The organism is Streptomyces sp. NPDC006235, from assembly GCF_040613735.1.
Classification (GTDB): domain Bacteria; phylum Actinomycetota; class Actinomycetes; order Streptomycetales; family Streptomycetaceae; genus Streptomyces.
Genome location: NZ_JBEXSR010000085.1, coordinates 1 through 13,422 on the forward strand (window position 1 = coordinate 1; position 13,422 = coordinate 13,422).

General features: G+C 71.4%; 13 protein-coding genes. 11 read left to right on the forward strand and 2 right to left on the reverse strand.

From position 1 onward, the window contains the following. Positions 1 to 90: 90 nt before the first annotated feature. Together ABZ192_RS42525 and ABZ192_RS42530 are read right to left on the reverse strand one after the other, a co-directional pair. Entirely contained in the window at positions 91 to 1,758 is a 1,668-nt protein-coding gene (locus tag ABZ192_RS42525; RefSeq protein WP_356929823.1) for a hypothetical protein, read from the reverse strand. Positions 1,759 to 1,968: 210 nt separating this feature from the next. Further along, positions 1,969 to 4,167: an elongation factor G-like protein EF-G2 gene (locus tag ABZ192_RS42530; RefSeq protein WP_356929824.1), complete on the reverse strand. Its 2,199-nt coding sequence runs from the start codon at positions 4,165 to 4,167 to the stop codon at positions 1,969 to 1,971. A 215-nt stretch (positions 4,168 to 4,382) separates the two neighbouring features. Between ABZ192_RS42530 and pgsA the strand changes: the two genes are divergently transcribed. The 11 genes from pgsA to yajC all read left to right on the forward strand — a co-directional run bounded on the left by pgsA (position 4,383) and on the right by yajC (position 13,334). Continuing rightward, positions 4,383 to 5,153 carry a phosphatidylinositol phosphate synthase gene (gene pgsA / locus ABZ192_RS42535; RefSeq protein ID WP_356929833.1) on the forward strand — a complete coding sequence of 257 codons (771 nt, stop codon included), beginning with the start codon at positions 4,383 to 4,385 and terminating at the stop codon, positions 5,151 to 5,153. Beyond that, entirely contained in the window at positions 5,150 to 6,058 is a 909-nt protein-coding gene (locus ABZ192_RS42540; protein ID WP_356929825.1) for a phosphatidylinositol mannoside acyltransferase, read from the forward strand. The genes pgsA and ABZ192_RS42540 overlap by 4 nt, the downstream gene beginning before the upstream one ends. Continuing rightward, positions 6,055 to 7,218, forward strand: a complete 1,164-nt coding sequence (locus tag ABZ192_RS42545) for a glycosyltransferase family 4 protein (RefSeq protein ID WP_356929826.1) — start codon at positions 6,055 to 6,057, stop codon at positions 7,216 to 7,218. Before ABZ192_RS42540 ends, ABZ192_RS42545 begins: the two co-directional genes overlap by 4 nt. A 75-nt stretch (positions 7,219 to 7,293) precedes the next feature. Beyond that, the gene (locus tag ABZ192_RS42550; RefSeq protein WP_306968626.1) at positions 7,294 to 7,836 is read left to right on the forward strand and encodes a hypothetical protein; all 543 of its coding nucleotides are present in this window, start codon (positions 7,294 to 7,296) and stop codon (positions 7,834 to 7,836) included. Between the two features lie 145 nt (positions 7,837 to 7,981). Next, a complete protein-coding gene (gene pdxS, locus ABZ192_RS42555; RefSeq protein WP_356929827.1) occupies positions 7,982 to 8,893 on the forward strand; it encodes a pyridoxal 5'-phosphate synthase lyase subunit PdxS in 912 nt (303 codons plus the stop codon). Positions 8,894 to 8,897: 4 nt separating this feature from the next. Then, positions 8,898 to 9,503: a pyridoxal 5'-phosphate synthase glutaminase subunit PdxT gene (pdxT, locus tag ABZ192_RS42560; RefSeq protein WP_356929828.1), complete on the forward strand. Its 606-nt coding sequence runs from the start codon at positions 8,898 to 8,900 to the stop codon at positions 9,501 to 9,503. 48 nt (positions 9,504 to 9,551) lie between these two features. Beyond that, positions 9,552 to 10,304, forward strand: coding sequence for a YebC/PmpR family DNA-binding transcriptional regulator (locus ABZ192_RS42565; protein WP_086600414.1), 753 nt, complete (start codon positions 9,552 to 9,554; stop codon positions 10,302 to 10,304). A 115-nt stretch (positions 10,305 to 10,419) separates the two neighbouring features. Then, a complete protein-coding gene (gene ruvC, locus ABZ192_RS42570) occupies positions 10,420 to 10,950 on the forward strand; it encodes a crossover junction endodeoxyribonuclease RuvC (RefSeq protein ID WP_356929829.1) in 531 nt (176 codons plus the stop codon). Then, entirely contained in the window at positions 10,947 to 11,552 is a 606-nt protein-coding gene (ruvA, locus tag ABZ192_RS42575) for a Holliday junction branch migration protein RuvA (RefSeq protein ID WP_356929830.1), read from the forward strand. Before ruvC ends, ruvA begins: the two co-directional genes overlap by 4 nt. Positions 11,553 to 11,580: 28 nt before the next feature. Beyond that, the gene (gene ruvB / locus ABZ192_RS42580; protein ID WP_356929831.1) at positions 11,581 to 12,651 is read left to right on the forward strand and encodes a Holliday junction branch migration DNA helicase RuvB; all 1,071 of its coding nucleotides are present in this window, start codon (positions 11,581 to 11,583) and stop codon (positions 12,649 to 12,651) included. A gap of 185 nt (positions 12,652 to 12,836) precedes the next feature. Further along, positions 12,837 to 13,334 (forward strand): preprotein translocase subunit YajC, encoded by a 498-nt coding sequence (gene yajC / locus ABZ192_RS42585; protein ID WP_356929832.1) that lies wholly within the window; start codon positions 12,837 to 12,839, stop codon positions 13,332 to 13,334. The last annotated feature ends 88 nt before the right edge of the window (positions 13,335 to 13,422 follow it).

Here is a 13,422-nt window from a genome sequence, read left to right on the forward strand (position 1 = left end):
ACCTGCTGAGGTGCTGGACCGGCACCTGCACCACCTGCGGACGACCCCTCACCACCAGCAGAACCAGAGCCAGAACCTAACGAAGCACTACTAGGCGTCGTAGACATCCGCCTTCTTCGGCGAAGCCTCCTGCACCGCCCCACTGAGCGCCGCCGACCTGGACCCGAACTTCTCCACGTCCACCCCGTTCTCCCGCAGCACCTTCAGCGCCGCCGCATGCACCACCCGCAGCACAGGCGTCGCAGCCCGCAGCGCATCGTCGGCCATGAACCGGTGCCGCCACGGCTGGTCCGCCCACGCGTGCCGCAGACCGAACGGCTCCGGAAGCGTCAGGCTGCCGCCCAGCCAGTTCAGCAGCGGCGGATACCAGGTCAGCGGGGCACGCGCGGCCAGCCGCACCACCTCGTCGGCGTCGATCAGGGGCATCTTCACGGTGCGGGTCTCCCAGAAGCGGAGAGCCTTCTGGACCGTCTTCTCCTTGGCCGCCGGCTTCTCGTTGAACAGGGAGTTGACCGGCCCCAGCGCATGCCCGGTGACCTCGATGCGCAGCGTTTCGTGCAGCACCGTCACCGTGATCAGCATCGTGATGACCAGGTGGCCGTCCCACAGGGTCCACTGCACACCCAGATAGTGCCGGTCGCCGCTGCCGAACTGCTGCTTGTTGCAGATGTCCTGTATGGCGTGCGTCCGCACCGTGTACGCGTCGACGTCCGCGCCGCTCGGCCGGGACACCTCCGTCGCCTTCTCGCCGATCGGTGTGACGATCCAGTGCGTGATGGACGGCTTGGTGAAGCCGCCGGTGTTGATGGACGTGCGCTCCAGCATGCCCAGGCCGCCCTGGATCGCCACGATGACGTCCCAGCTGCGGAAGGGGTGGAACTCCTTGCCCGGCTCGGCGGACACCAGCTCCTCGGCCAGCTGCCAGCTGCCCCACCGCGTGCCCATGCCGAGTATGCCCTTGGGCCCGGCGTAGAAGACGGAGTTGGACCGCTGCTCGGCGGCCAGACGGGCCAGCTCCTTGCGGACCTGCTCGGCCGCGTCACCGGGGTTGCCCGGCACCGCCTCGGGGATCTTGGCGCCCACACCGCCGCCCGACAGCAGGCTCGACCAGCGCTCCCGCAGGTCCCGGGCCGTCCGCTCGCAGATCTGCTTGGCCCAGAACCAGCCGACGACCGGCATGACGACGGCCGCGCGCCCGTACAGGGCCCAGAATCCCTCGAACGGCATGCGGATCAGGAACAGCACGGCGAGCGCGCCCACCGCGACCAGCAGGGTCGTGGCGAGGGCGCCGACCCGCTTGTCCTCGCGCCTGGTCATGGTGGTGCGCAGCGTGAACACCAGCAGCCACACGAGGAAGCCGGGCAGGAAGAGCACCCCGCAGATCACCGTGACCGCCGACAGCCAGTTGTCGCGGTCGCGGCGGATGCGGTGGGCCGCCAGGCAGTGCTCGACGACGACCTGGGGCTCGATGCCGAAGGACTGGATGACCGGCTTGCGCCCGGCGCCCAGCATGCGGTCGATGACGGCGCGGGAGAAGGCCTCGCCGAAGTTGGGGCGGAAGATCTTCGCCCAGGAGCGCGGTGGGGTCACCTTCGACTGGTGCCACTCGTTGTCGGCGTTCAGGATCTTGGTGACCTCGTCGTCCCGGTACGCCGCCGCGGCCAGCGCGTAGGTCGCCGCGGTCTGGCCGCTCGCACCCGCCAGAGGCACCTGGGCCCCTGGGCTGAAGTCGAATCCGTCCGTCACTGCCGCCCCCATCGCTGCCGCTTCCGCATCAAGCGGCCTTCCCGAGTTCCGCGCTCCGCACACCTGTTGATCAGGTCATCAGCGTATCCGCAGGCACCGGCATCCGTCGGCGAGCGGTCCCCGGAACCGCCCGCCTGTGCGGAGGGAGCCCCCACCAGGGCCACTTGGCCCCCTCGGGCCCCAACTGGGGCCTGTTCTGTGACCTGATCCAAACGACAGGCCCTAGGAGGCTTTGCGCTCCTCTTCACGGATCCGGTCCGCCACCTGCTGCGGCATCGGCTCGTGCCGTGCGTACCGGCGGCTGAAGCGGGCCGTGCCGTGCGTCATCGACCGCAGGTCGATCGCGTACCGGCCGATCTCGATCTCGGGTACCTCGGCCCGGATCAACGTGCGCCCGCCGGGTGTCTGCTCGGTGCCGAGAACCCGGCCGCGCCGCCCCGACAGGTCGCTCATCACGGCGCCCACGAAGTCGTCGCCGACCAGCACCGACACCTCGGCCACCGGCTCCAGGAGATGGATCTTCGCGTCGGCCGCGGCCTCCCGCAACGCGAGCGCCCCGGCCGTCTGGAACGCGGCGTCGGAGGAGTCCACCGAGTGCGCCTTGCCGTCCAGGAGGGTCACGCGTACGTCGATGAGCGGATATCCGGCGGCGACTCCCTTGGCGGCCTGGGCGCGTACGCCCTTCTCCACCGACGGGATGAACTGCCGGGGCACCGCGCCGCCGACGACCTTGTCCACGAACTCGATGCCCGAGCCGCCCGGCAGCGGCTCCACCTCGATCTCGCAGATGGCGAACTGCCCGTGCCCGCCGGACTGTTTGACGTGCCGACCACGCCCGGCCGCCTTGGTCGCGAACGTCTCGCGCAGGGACACCCGGTGCGGTACGACGTCGACCTGGACGCCGTAGCGGCTGCGCAGCCGCTCCAGGGCGACGTCCGCGTGCGCCTCGCCCAGGCACCACAGGACCACCTGGTGGGTGTCCTGGTTCTGTTCGAGCCGCATCGTCGGGTCCTCGGCCACCAGCCGGGCCAGGCCCTGCGAGAGCTTGTCCTCGTCCGGTTTGCTGTGCGCCTGGATGGCCAGCGGCAGCAGCGGGTCGGGCATCTGCCACGGCTCCATGAGCAGCGGGTCGTCCTTGGCGGACAGGGTGTCGCCGGTCTCGGCACGGCTGAGCTTGGCCACGCACGCCAGGTCACCGGCGATCACGTGCGAGACCGGGCGCTGCTGCTTGCCGAAGGGGGTGGACAGGGCGCCGATCCGCTCGTCGACGTCGTGGTCCTCGTGCCCGCGGTCGGCCAGGCCGTGCCCGGAGACGTGGACCGTCTGGTCGGCGCGCAGGGTGCCGGAGAAGACGCGGATCAGCGACAGCCGGCCGACGTACGGGTCCGAGGAGGTCTTCACGACCTCCGCGACCAGCGGCGCGTCCGGGTCGCACGGCTTGAGCTCGCGCGGCTTGCCGTCGACCGTCGTCACCCGCAGCGTCTCGTGCTCCAGCGGCGTCGGGAAGCCCCGGGTGATCAGCTCCAGCAGCTCCACCGTGCCGAGCCCCTGCCGGGAGCCCTCGGTCGCGGGGGCGGCGGCCAGGACGGGGAAGAAGACCCCGCGTGCGACGGCCCGCTCCAGGTCCTCGATCAGGGTCTTGACGTCGACCGGTTCCCCGCCGAGGTAGCGGTCCATGAGGGTCTCGTCCTCGCTCTCCGAGATGATCCCCTCGATCAGCCGGTTGCGGGCCTCCTCGATCAGCGGCAGCTGGTCCTCGCCCGGCTCGGACTCCTTGCGCTCGCCGGTCGAGTAGTCGAACAGCTTCTGCGACAGCAGCCCGATCAGGCCGTTCACGGGCGCGTGCCCGTCCGGTGCCTCGGGTCCGCGCAGCGGCAGGTAGAGCGGCAGGACCGCGTCGGGGTCGTCCGCGCCGAAGGCCTCCGCGCAGATCCGGGTCATCTCCTCGAAGTCGGCGCGCGCCGCCTCCAGGTGGGTGACGACGATGGCCCGGGGCATGCCCACGGCCGCGCACTCCTCCCAGACCATGCGGGTCGAGCCGTCCACGCCGTCCGAGGCCGAGACGACGAAGAGGGCCGCGTCCGCCGCCCGCAGACCGGCCCTGAGCTCACCGACGAAGTCGGCGTATCCGGGGGTGTCGAGGAGATTGACCTTGATGCCGTCCCACTCGACGGGTACCAGGGAGAGCTGCACCGAGCGCTGCTGCCGGTGCTCGATCTCGTCGTAGTCGGAGACGGTGCCGCCGTCCTCCACGCGGCCCGCCCGGTTCACTGCCCCCGCCGTGAGCGCGAGGGCCTCCACCAACGTGGTCTTGCCCGATCCGGAGTGGCCGACCAGCACCACATTCCGTACGGACTGGGGGTGGTCGGCCGCCTGTGCCCTGCCGGCGGCCCCAGGGTGTGTCTGTGCCTTGTCGCCCATGATCCTGCCTCCCGTGCACGGTGAGGTCACTGTGGGCGCGGACACGCGGGATCCGCGTGCGGTGCGGCTCCGGCGACGCCCGCGGTTATTCGACCTTCCCACTCCCGTCACGGTGCGTCCATACGAAGGACGTGATCGCGCCCGGCCCCGCGCACCGGTGCGCCGTGACACGGGCCTCGGGTCCCGCCCGTCGCCCGCACGCGCGCGTGGCTACGATGGGCCAGCCGGTGGCCAGCAGGGGCCAGACGGCGACACCGACCCTCGGGAAGGCCATGCTGAACAAGTACGCGCGTGCATTCTTCACGCGTGTTCTCACACCGTTCGCCGCGTTTCTGATCCGGAGGGGCGTCAGCCCCGACACCGTCACGCTCATCGGCACCGCCGGTGTGGTCGCGGGCGCGCTGGTCTTCTACCCCATGGGCGAGTTCTTCTGGGGCACGGTCGTGATCACGCTGTTCGTCTTCTCCGACCTGGTCGACGGCAACATGGCCCGCCAGCTCGGCCGCTCCAGCCGCTGGGGCGCCTTCCTGGACTCCACGCTCGACCGGGTCGCCGACGGCGCGATCTTCGGCGGCTTCATCCTCTGGTACGCCGGAGGGGGCGACGACCTCGTCCTGTGCGCCGTCTCGATCTTCTGCCTGGCCAGCGGCCAGGTGGTGTCGTACACCAAGGCCCGCGGCGAGTCGATCGGCCTGCCGGTCGCGGTCAACGGGCTGGTCGAGCGGGCCGAGCGACTGGTGATCTCCCTGGTCGCGGCCGGGCTCGCGGGCCTGCACGCGTTCGGTGTTCCCGGCATCCAGTACCTGCTGCCGGTCGCCCTGTGGATCGTCGCCGTGGGCAGCCTCGTCACGCTGATCCAGCGGGTCGTCACGGTCCGCCGCGAGTCCGCGGAGGCCGAGGCCGCGGCAGCCGCGCAGGACGACGCCCCGCAGGACAATGAGGGCAAGCAGCACAACGCCTCCCACGGGAGCGAGGCGGCCACGTGAGCGCACAGGACCGGCTGACCGACGCGCTGTACGGACTGGGCTGGAGCACCGTCAAGAAGCTCCCCGAGCCGGTCGCCGTACGGCTCGGGAACACCATCGCCGACCTCGCCTGGAAACAGCGCGGCAAGGGCGTGCAGCGGCTGGAGAGCAACTACGCGCGCGTGGTGCCCGGCGCGAGCCCCGAGCGCCTCGCCGAGCTCTCGCGCGCGGGCATGCGGTCGTACCTGCGCTACTGGATGGAGTCCTTCCGGCTCCCCGCCTGGAGCAAGGAGCGCATCGAGGGCGGCTTCGTCGGCAAGGACCTGCACTACCTGACCGAGGGCCTGGCCGCCGGCAAGGGCGTCGTACTCGCCCTGCCCCACCTGGCCAACTGGGACCTCGCAGGCGCCTGGGTCACCACGAAGCTCGGCATCCCGTTCACGACGGTCGCCGAGCGCCTGAAGCCGGAGACCCTGTACGACCGGTTCGTCGCCTACCGCGAGGGCCTCGGCATGGAGGTCCTGCCGCACAGCGGCGGCACCGCCTTCGGCACCCTGGCCCGGCGGCTGCGCGACGGCGGCCTGGTCTGCCTGGTCGCCGATCGCGACCTGTCCGCCTCCGGCGTCGAGGTCGGCTTCTTCGGCGACACGGCCCGGATGCCGGCCGGACCGGCCCTGCTCGCCCAGCAGACGGGCGCCCTGCTGCTTCCCGTCACCCTCTGGTACGACGACTCGCCCATGATGCGCGGCCGTGTCCACCCGCCCGTCGAGGTGCCCGAGTCGGGCACGCGCGCCGAGAAGACGTCCGTCATGACACAGGCGCTGGCCGACGCCTTCGCCTCCGGGATCGCCGACCACCCGGAGGACTGGCACATGCTGCAGCGCCTGTGGCTCGCGGACCTCGACCCTTCGAAGGGGCCATCGTGAGGATCGGCATCGTCTGCCCGTACTCCTGGGACGTACCGGGCGGCGTCCAGTTCCACATCCGGGACCTGGCCGAGTACTTCATCCGCCTCGGGCACCAGGTGTCCGTCCTCGCCCCGGCCGACGACGACACCCCCCTGCCGCCGTACGTCGTGTCGGCCGGCCGTGCGGTGCCGGTGCCGTACAACGGCTCGGTGGCCCGGCTGAACTTCGGCTTCCTGAGCGCCGCCCGGGTGCGCCGCTGGCTGCACGAGGGCGCGTTCGACGTCATCCACATCCACGAGCCGACCTCGCCCTCGCTCGGCCTGCTGACCTGCTGGGCCGCCCAAGGGCCGATCGTGGCGACCTTCCACACCTCCAACCCGCGCTCCCGCGCGATGATCGCCGCGTACTCCATCCTCCAGGCCGCCCTGGAGAAGATCAGCGCGCGGATCGCGGTGAGCGAGTACGCCCGGCGCACCCTCGTCGAGCATCTCGGCGGGGACGCGGTGGTGATCCCGAACGGCGTGGACGTCGACTTCTTCGCCAAGGCCGAGCCCAAGGCCGAGTGGCAGGGGGACACGATCGGCTTCATAGGGCGCATCGACGAGCCCCGCAAGGGCCTGCCGGTGCTGATGAAGGCCCTGCCGAAGATCCTCGCCGCCCGTCCGCAGACCCGGCTGCTGGTCGCCGGGCGCGGTGACGAGGAGGAGGCGGTGGAGTCGCTGCCCGCCGAGCTGCGCTCCCGCGTCGAGTTCCTCGGCATGGTCAGCGACGAGGACAAGGCCCGCTTCCTGCGCAGCGTCGACCTGTACGTCGCGCCCAACACCGGCGGCGAGAGCTTCGGGATCATCCTGGTCGAGGCCATGTCCGCCGGAGCCCCCGTCCTCGCCTCCGACCTGGACGCCTTCGCCCAGGTCCTGGACCGGGGAGAGGCCGGGGAACTGTTCCCCAACGAGGACGCCGACGCCCTGGCCGACGCGGCGGTACGTCTGCTGGAGGACCCGGCCCGGCGCGCGGAACTGCGCGAGCGGGGCAGCGCCCACGTGCGCCGCTTCGACTGGTCCACCGTCGGCGCGGACATCCTGTCCGTCTACGAGACGGTGACGGCGGGCGCGGCGGCGGTGGCCGAGGACGAGCGGACCAGCGGGCTGTGGGGGCGGCTCGGCCTGGCCCGGGACTGACGAACACCCGGCCGTGTGAGCAGTCACTTGACCGGGCACCCGGCCGCCTGGGCCGGCACCGGTAGCCTCTGGGCCGTGACCGCAACCCTCATCTGGATCCTCGTCGCCCTCGTGGTGATCGGCCTGTATCTGAGCTGGACGGCCGGGCGGCTGGACCGGCTGCACGCGCGCATCGACGCGGCCCGCGCCGCACTCGACGCACAGCTGCTGCGCCGCGCCTCCGTCGCCCAGGAACTGGCCACCTCGGGGGTGCTCGACCCGGCCGCCTCGATCGTCCTCTACGAGGCCGCGCACGCCGCCCGTCAGGCGGAGGAGGAGCAGCGCGAGGTCGCCGAGAGCGAGCTGAGCCAGGCGTTGCGAGCCGTGTTCGGGGAGGTCCAGCAGGTGGAGGCGGTACGGGAGGCGCCCGGTGGCGAGGAGGCCGCCGAGGAACTCGCGCAGGCGGTGCGGCGCGTCCCGATGGCCCGCCGCTTCCACAACGACGCCGTGCGGGCCGCCCGTGCCCTGCGCCGGCACCGCAAGGTGCGCTGGTTCCGGCTGGCGGGCCACGCCCCGTTCCCTCTGGCCTTCGAAATGGACGACGAGCCTCCGGCGGCCCTGGCGGACCGGGCCGCCTGAGCCCCCGTCCACGCCCCGTTCCCCGGCCGTCCCCGGGCCGTCTGGCGGAAAAGGATCCACAGCGTTCCCATTGGCCCTTGCTGTGGCCTGGTCCCCTCGCGTTTCCTCGGTGCTGCAGAATCCCCCTTCCGTAGCGAGGTCACCCGTGTCCACCACCTCCCCCAACTCCCAGGCCCCCGAGACCGGCACCGCCCGTGTGAAGCGCGGTATGGCCGAGCAGCTCAAGGGCGGCGTCATCATGGACGTCGTCACGCCGGAGCAGGCGAAGATCGCCGAGGACGCGGGCGCCGTCGCCGTCATGGCCCTGGAGCGGGTCCCGGCCGACATCCGCAAGGACGGCGGCGTGGCCCGCATGTCCGACCCGGACATGATCGAGGGCATCATCGAGGCCGTCTCGATCCCGGTGATGGCCAAGTCCCGCATCGGCCACTTCGTCGAGGCCCAGGTGCTGCAGTCCCTCGGCGTCGACTACATCGACGAGTCCGAGGTCCTCACCCCGGCCGACGAGGTCAACCACTCCGACAAGTGGGCCTTCACCACGCCGTTCGTCTGCGGCGCCACCAACCTGGGCGAGGCCCTGCGCCGCATCGCCGAGGGCGCCGCGATGATCCGCTCCAAGGGCGAGGCCGGCACCGGCAACGTCGTCGAGGCCGTCCGCCACCTGCGCCAGATCAAGAACGAGATCGCCAAGCTGCGCGGCTTCGACAACAACGAGCTGTACGCCGCCGCCAAGGAGCTGCGCGCCCCGTACGAGCTCGTGCGCGAGGTCGCCGAACTCGGCAAGCTCCCCGTCGTGCTGTTCTCCGCCGGCGGTGTCGCCACCCCGGCCGACGCGGCCCTGATGCGCCAGCTCGGCGCCGAGGGCGTCTTCGTCGGCTCCGGCATCTTCAAGTCCGGCGACCCGGCCAAGCGCGCCGCCGCCATCGTGAAGGCCACCACCTTCTACGACGACCCGAAGATCATCGCCGACGCGTCCCGCAATCTCGGCGAGGCCATGGTCGGCATCAACTGCGACACCCTCCCCGAGACCGAGCGCTACGCCAACCGCGGCTGGTAACCCCATGAGCACTCCTGTCATAGGCGTCCTGGCCCTCCAGGGCGACGTACGGGAGCACCTCGTCGCCCTGGCCGCGGCCGACGCCGTGGCCAGGCCGGTGCGGCGCCCCGAAGAACTCGCCGAGGCGGACGGCCTCGTCATCCCCGGCGGCGAGTCCACCACCATTTCCAAGCTGGCGGTGCTGTTCGGCCTGATGGAGCCGCTGCGCGCGCGTGTGCGGGACGGCATGCCCGTCTACGGCACCTGCGCCGGCATGATCATGCTCGCCGACAAGATCCTCGACCCGCGCTCGGGCCAGGAGACCGTCGGCGGCATCGAGATGATCGTGCGCCGCAACGCCTTCGGCCGGCAGAACGAGTCCTTCGAGGCGGCCGTCGACGTCAAGGGCGTCGAGGGCGACCCGGTGGAGGGCGTCTTCATCCGTGCCCCCTGGGTCGAGTCCGTCGGCGCCCGGACCGAGGTGCTCGCCGAGCACGACGGCCACATCGTCGCGGTCCGTCAGGGCAACGCTCTGGCCACGTCGTTCCACCCGGAACTCACCGGCGACCACCGTGTGCACGCCCTGTTCGTCGACATGGTGCGGGCGAACCGGACGGCCGAGTCCTTGTAGGATTCCTGCGTTCGTTGCTGAGATGGGTTACGCGAAGGAGACAGGCAGATGTCCGGCCACTCTAAATGGGCCACGACGAAGCACAAGAAGGCCGTCATCGATGCCAAGCGCGGCAAGCTCTTCGCGAAGCTGATCAAGAACATCGAGGTGGCGGCCCGGATGGGCGGCGCCGACCCCGAAGGCAACCCGACGCTCTACGACGCCATCCAGAAGGCGAAGAAGTCGTCGGTCCCCAACAAGAACATCGACTCCGCGGTCAAGCGCGGCGCGGGCCTGGAGGCCGGCGGCGCCGACTACGAGACGATCATGTACGAGGGCTACGGCCCGAACGGTGTCGCCGTGCTCATCGAGTGCCTCACCGACAACCGCAACCGCGCCGCCTCCGAGGTCCGCGTGGCCATGACCCGCAACGGCGGCTCCATGGCCGACCCGGGCTCGGTGTCGTACCTGTTCAACCGCAAGGGCGTCGTGATCGTCCCCAAGGGCGAGCTGACCGAGGACGACGTGCTCGGCGCCGTGCTCGACGCGGGTGCCGAGGAGGTCAACGACCTCGGCGAGACCTTCGAGGTCATCAGCGAGGCCACCGACCTGGTCGCGGTCCGCACCGCCCTCCAGGACGCCGGCATCGACTACGACTCCGCCGACGCCAACTTCGTCCCGACCATGCAGGTCGAGCTGGACGAGGAGGGCGCCAAGAAGATCTTCAAGCTGATCGACGCGCTGGAGGACAGCGACGACGTGCAGAACGTCTTCGCCAACTTCGACGTCAGCGACGAAGTCATGGAGAAGGTCGGCGCGTAACGCCGTCGCGGACTCCGCGGGACCCAACGGGCCGACGGGACACACCCCGTCGGCCCGTCGCGTCGTCGGTGGCACCCGATAGCCTGCAGGAACAGGCGATCGAGAGGGAGGGCGCGTGCGCGTTCTGGGGGTGGACCCGGGCCTGACCCGGTGCGGTGTCGGCGTGGTCGAGGGCGTCGCCGGACGGCCGCTCACCATGATCGGCGTCGGCGTCGTCCGCACACCGGCAGACGCGGACCTCGGCCACCGCCTCGTCGCCATCGAACGGGGCATCGAACAGTGGCTGGACGAGCACCGGCCGGAGTTCGTCGCGGTCGAGCGCGTCTTCAGCCAGCACAACGTCCGTACGGTGATGGGCACGGCCCAGGCCAGCGCCGTCGCCCTGCTGTGCGCCTCCCGTCGCGGGATCCCCGTGGCGCTGCACACGCCGAGCGAGGTCAAGGCCGCCGTCACCGGCAGCGGCCGCGCCGACAAGGCCCAGGTGGGCGCCATGGTGACCCGTCTGCTCCGGCTGAGCGCACCGCCCAAGCCCGCCGACGCGGCCGACGCCCTCGCCCTCGCCATCTGCCACATCTGGCGCGCCCCCGCGCAGAACCGACTCCAGCAGGCCGTCGCCCTGCACACATCGAAAGGCCGTACGGCATGATCGCCTTCGTCAGCGGCACGGTCGCCGCGCTCGCCCCCGACGTCGCGGTCGTCGAGGTCGGCGGCGTCGGCATGGCCGTGCAGTGCACGCCGAACACGCTGTCCACGCTGCGCATGGGCCAGCCCGCCAAGCTGCACACGTCCCTCGTCGTACGGGAGGACTCACTCACCCTGTACGGCTTCGCGGACGACGACGAGCGGCAGACCTTCGAGCTGCTCCAGACGGCCAGCGGTGTCGGCCCCCGGCTCGCCCAGGCCATGCTCGCCGTGCACAGCCCGGACGCCCTGCGCCGGGCCGTCGCCACCGGCGACGAGAAGGCGCTCACGGCCGTCCCCGGCATCGGCAAGAAGGGCGCCCAGAAGCTGCTGCTGGAGCTGAAGGATCGCCTCGGCGAGCCGGTCGGCGCCCCCGCCGTCGGTACGGCCGTCAGCGCGGGCTGGCGCGACCAGCTGCACGCCGCCCTGATCGGCCTCGGCTACGCGACCCGGGAGGCCGACGAGGCCGTGACCGCCGTCGCTCCGCAGGCCGAGGCCGCCGAGGGCACGCCCCAGGTGGGACAGCTGCTGAAGGCGGCCCTGCAGACCCTGAACCGCGCCCGATGATCCGCACCGAGACTCCGAGGCACACTCCATGAACTGGGACGACACGACCGACGCCGATGCCGCCGAGCGGCTCGTCGGTGCGTCTGCCGACCGTGAGGACCAGGCCGTCGAGGCCGCCCTGCGCCCCAAGGACCTGGGCGAGTTCATCGGCCAGGAGAAGGTCCGCGAACAGCTCGACCTGGTGCTGCGCGCCGCACGCGCGCGGGGCGCCACCGCCGACCACGTGCTGCTCTCCGGCGCCCCCGGCCTCGGCAAGACCACCCTCTCGATGATCATCGCGGCCGAGATGGACGCCCCCATCCGCATCACGTCGGGCCCCGCCATCCAGCACGCCGGAGACCTCGCCGCGATCCTCTCCTCCCTCCAGGAGGGCGAGGTCCTCTTCCTCGACGAGATCCACCGCATGTCCCGGCCCGCCGAGGAGATGCTGTACATGGCGATGGAGGACTTCCGTGTCGACGTCATCGTCGGCAAGGGCCCGGGCGCCACCGCCATCCCGCTGGAGCTGCCCCCCTTCACCCTGGTCGGCGCCACCACCCGCGCGGGCCTGCTGCCGCCCCCGCTGCGCGACCGCTTCGGCTTCACCGCCCACATGGAGTTCTACGAACCGGCCGAACTGGAGCGGGTCATCCACCGCTCCGCGGACCTCCTCGAAGTCGAGATCGAGCCGGACGGCGCCGCCGAGATCGCCGGCCGCTCCCGGGGCACGCCCCGCATCGCCAACCGCCTGCTGCGCCGCGTCCGGGACTACGCGCAGGTCAAGGCCGACGGTCTGATCACCAGGGACATCGCGGCGGCAGCCCTCGCCGTGTACGAGGTGGACGCCCGCGGCCTCGACCGCCTCGACCGCGGCGTACTGGAAGCCCTGCTGAAGCTGTTCGGCGGCGGCCCCGTCGGCCTGTCCACGCTCGCGGTCGCGGTGGGGGAGGAGCGTGAGACCGTGGAGGAGGTCGCCGAGCCCTTCCTGGTGCGGGAGGGCCTGCTGGCCCGCACCCCGCGCGGCCGGGTCGCCACCCCCGCCGCATGGGCGCATCTCGGCCTCACCCCGCCCCGCTCCCAGACCGCCGGAAACGGACAACAGGACTTGTTCGGGGCGTGACGGCGCCGTCACCGCTCCGGGACGGCGAGGCCAGTGGCCGGAGCAGGAACCCCGGTGCCATGCTGAGCGTTGTTCCATGCGCGCGGACTCGCTTAGACTCCGCCGATGCCGCCTTTGTCGGCGGCGTACACACCCCCAACCATCTGGCCGCTCACAGCGCGGTCGTGTGAAGGAAGTACCGACCCGTGAGTCTCCTGACCCTCCTCCCGTTCATCGTGCTCATCGGGGCCATGTTCCTGATGACCCGGTCGGCCAAGAAGAAGCAGCAGCAGGCCGTGGAGATGCGGAACCAAATGCAGCCCGGCAGCGGTGTCCGCACCATCGGGGGCATGTACGCCACCGTCAAGGAGGTGAACGAGGACACCGTCCTCGTCGACGCCGGTCCGGGCGTCGAGCTCCTCTTCGCCAAGAACTCCATCGGCGCCGTCCTCACCGACGACGAGTACAACCGCATCGTCCACGGCGTCGAGCACGACCTGAAGTCCGACGCCGACCTCGTCCCGGACGACGCCTCCTCCCTCACCGAGACCGGCGACTCCGCCGCCGACGCCACCGCTGACGACAAGGCCGTCGACCTCGGCAAGAAGGACGCGGCCGACGAGCCGGCCGACGACGCCCCGGCCGGCGAGGCGAAGACGGACGAAGAGCCGAAGAAGACCGACGGCGACTCCGAGGCGAAGTAGTCGCGTCCCGGGGTGCGCGGGCCGGGCGCAGCTGGTCGCACTCGCCCGCGAAGACGAGCGGCGGATACGACTCGAGGTCCGCAACGAC